We start from the raw sequence: 3582 nt of genomic DNA, 5'->3' as shown, positions 1-3582 counted from the left end.
TACTGCTCATTTGATGGCTCAAGCTGTTAAACAACTTTTCCCGGATGTAAAAGTTACGATCGGTCCAGCCATTGAAAATGGTTTCTATTATGATTTTGATAAGGAAATTCCTTTTACAGACGAAGACCTGATCAAGATCGAAGAAAAAATGCGAGAACTTTCTAAACAAAATCTCGAGTACTCTCGTCAGGAAATTCTAAAAGAAGAAGCAATTAGACTTTTCAAAGAAATGGGTGAGGATTACAAGATTGAAATCTTGGATGAGATTCCGGATGGAGAAATAATTTCAACTTATCAGCAAGGTGATTTTACCGATCTTTGTCGAGGTCCTCATCTTCTAAATACCGGAAAGATCAAAGCGATCAAATTGTTGAAAACTTCCGGAGCATATTGGCGGGGATATGAGAAGAATAAGATGCTGCAAAGGATTTACGGCATCAGCTTTCCTTCCAAGAAAGAATTAAAAAAATATCTGCACGATCTGGAAGAAGCGAAAAAAAGAGATCACCGTAAAATCGGGAAAGAACTCGATCTCTATTCAATTTCCGATGAGATCGGAGCAGGTCTGGTTCTGTGGCATCCGAACGGAGCAATGATGCGTTCGATCATCGAACAGTATTGGAAAGAGCAGCATTTCAAAGCCGGATATGGTCTGGTAAATTCTCCTCATATTGGAAAAGCAGAACTCTGGAAAACCAGCGGTCATCTCGATTTCTATGCTGAAAGTATGTATAATCCGATCTTGGTCGATGAACAGGAGTATTACCTGAAACCGATGAATTGTCCGTTTCATATCGAGATCTATAATTCCCGGAGAAGAAGTTATCGCGAACTGCCTTTACGCTGGGCTGAAATGGGAACTGTTTACCGTTATGAGAAATCAGGTGCTCTGCATGGTTTGATGAGAGTTCGAGGATTTACTCAAGATGATGCTCATATTATCTGTACTCCGGAACAACTTCATGATGAAGTATATAAAGTCTTGGAATTTTCTCTCGAAATGCTGAAGGATTTCGGATTTAAGGATTTTCTGATCTATCTTTCTACCATGCCCGAAAAAGCTGTAGGAGAAAAGGGTGATTGGGAAAAAGCTCAACTTTCTCTTAAAGATGCCCTGGAAAAATATGGAATTGATTACGAAGTTGATGATGGTGGTGGTGCTTTTTACGGACCAAAGATCGACATCAAGATCAAAGATGCTCTCAATCGTGCCTGGCAGTGTTCGACCATTCAATTCGATTTCAATTTGCCGACCCGTTTTGATATGAATTATATCGGTGCTGATAACAATCCGCATCGTCCATTCATGATCCATCGCGCCTTGCTCGGTTCTCTGGAAAGATTTTTCGGAACTCTGATCGAATATCATGCCGGCAATTTCCCGCTCTGGCTTTGTCCGGTTCAAGTGAAGGTTATTCCTATTTCAGAAAAATATGAGGAATATGCCAAAGAAGTAAATAAGCAATTGCTTAATTCTGAAATTCGTTCTGAAATAGATCAAAGCAATGAGAAGATCGGTTATAAGATCAGAGATGCAGAAACTCATAAAATTCCGTATATGTTCATTGTGGGTGAGAAAGAGAAGGAATCCAAAAGTGTTTCCGTGCGACGACACACTAAAGGAGATCTGGGAAGTTTTGGGATCGTAGAAATGATAGTAAAATTGAAGAAAGAGATTGATGAGAAATAGATAATAGAAACTTGCTATCCGGCAGCTGCCGGATGGCAAGTTTTGTTGAGCTTCTATGAAAAAACTAATTTTTTTTTATTTAATCATTTTTACTGCATCATTATTAATATCTACAGAAATCAAACTACATGACGGCAATATCATTACAGGGAATATTGATTCCATAAATAAAAAGAAGCTGTATCTGGAAAATGATCAAGGTAAAAAACTTTTTGTTATCGAAAAAAGGTTCATTAACCTTATCGATAATGATTCTTTAAAAACTCAAAATCTTCTCGAAAGTAAAATCGGAGAATTTCCTAATTATAATAGTTACAAAGAGATCGAAACTATAAAATTAGATTTTCAAAATTTTTATCAATACAAGAAACTCAATTACAAACAATCTTATCTATTAGGACAATATGAAGCGAAAACAAAACACAGCACTCTTGGTTGGTCATTAGGAAGCTTTGGATTAGGTTTAACAACACTATTTATCGGACCATCGATTTTAATCATAGAAGCTTATAATTCCCATCCTGAACCAAAAAATATTCCAACTAATGCTGATCTAGATGCTTTTTCTGAAGGTTATACCAAAAAAGCAAGAATGAAAAATATCAATAGTTCGTTAATATTTGGGATGGTTGGAACAGTTGCTATCATTTCTTATTTCTTTTATATGCTTTCTCAAATTCATATAACTATGTGACAAATTATTAATAAGGTATTTATAATGAATATTTTTGATTTCATAAAAAAAGAACTAAACCTCGAAGCAAAAGCGATCATCGAAGCTTCGGAACGAATTAATGACGAGATTGAAAAAGCGATCGAGATTTTATATGAATGTTCCGGAAAAGTAATTGTTACCGGAATGGGGAAGACCGGGATCATTGCTCGCAAAATCGCAGCAACTCTATCCAGCACCGGAACAACTGCGATTTTCCTGCATGCAGCCGAAGGGATTCATGGTGATCTGGGGATCTTACAGAAAAATGATGTTGTGATCGCAGTTTCCTACAGCGGAAATACGGAAGAATTAATATCAATTATTCCTTATATAAAATTCAAGAAAATCCCGATCATTGCTTTGACAGGAAATCTCGATTCAAAATTGGCAAAAAATTCAGATGTTGTGATCGATTGTTATGTCAAAAAAGAATACGAACCGTTCGGTCTGGTTCCGACTTCCAGCACAACTGTTGCTCTGGCAATGGGAGATGCGATGGCAATTGCACTTCTTAAAAAAAGGAATTTCAAAGAATCTGATTTCGCTCAATTCCATCCGGGTGGAACGATCGGCAAAAAGATGATCTTGAAAGTTAAGGACTTGATGCATTCCGGAGAGAAAAATCCTATTGTAAAAAATAGCGATAAGATGAACAAAGCAGTCTTGGAAATGACTTCCAAAGGATTGGGTTGCACGAATGTTATCAACGAGTCCGGAAAATTAGTAGGGATTGTTACTGACGGAGATTTGAGGAGATTCCTAGCAAAAGGATTTACTGATTTGAATATTCAGGTAACAGAAGCTTTAACAAAATCTCCCAGAACTATAAAATCAGAGAATCTTGCTATTGATGCCCTGAATTTAATGGAAAATAATAAAATAACAATGCTTCCTGTTGTTAATGATAGAGATGAACCTGTTGGAATGCTGCATATGCATGATCTGATCAATGCTGGAGTTGTGGGATAAGTTTTTGTAGCACAGATTTGCAATCTGTGAAAAAAAATATCAATAATCCACAAAATGCAATTCTGTGCTACCTCAAATCATTTTACTGTTATAATGATCAACCGGAGCATAATCATCGGTTAGGATCGGAACATCAATTTCGATATCTTCTTTCCAGAGATGTTTAAGATATTCATTTAATACAGGATCTTCATTTTCAAAAACCGGT

The 3582-nt window shown here is 36.6% G+C and carries 3 protein-coding genes; all 3 read left to right on the top strand.

Annotation, left to right across the window (positions count from 1 at the left end):
- Positions 1-1690 (top strand): threonine--tRNA ligase (thrS, locus tag ENL20_08190; GenBank protein ID HHE38536.1); only part of this gene is annotated, 1690 nt, incomplete at its 5' end.
- Between the two features lie 55 nt (positions 1691-1745).
- The gene (locus ENL20_08185; protein ID HHE38535.1) at positions 1746-2384 is read left to right on the top strand and encodes a hypothetical protein; all 639 of its coding nucleotides are present in this window, start codon (positions 1746-1748) and stop codon (positions 2382-2384) included.
- 24 nt (positions 2385-2408) lie between these two features.
- Entirely contained in the window at positions 2409-3374 is a 966-nt protein-coding gene (locus tag ENL20_08180) for a KpsF/GutQ family sugar-phosphate isomerase (protein HHE38534.1), read from the top strand.
- Positions 3375-3582: the final 208 nt, after the last annotated feature.

The organism is Candidatus Cloacimonadota bacterium (genome assembly GCA_011372345.1).
GTDB lineage: Bacteria > Cloacimonadota > Cloacimonadia > Cloacimonadales > TCS61 > DRTC01.
Note: the sequence above shows the minus strand (reverse complement) of the source record. Positions and strands in the feature narration are given on the sequence as shown.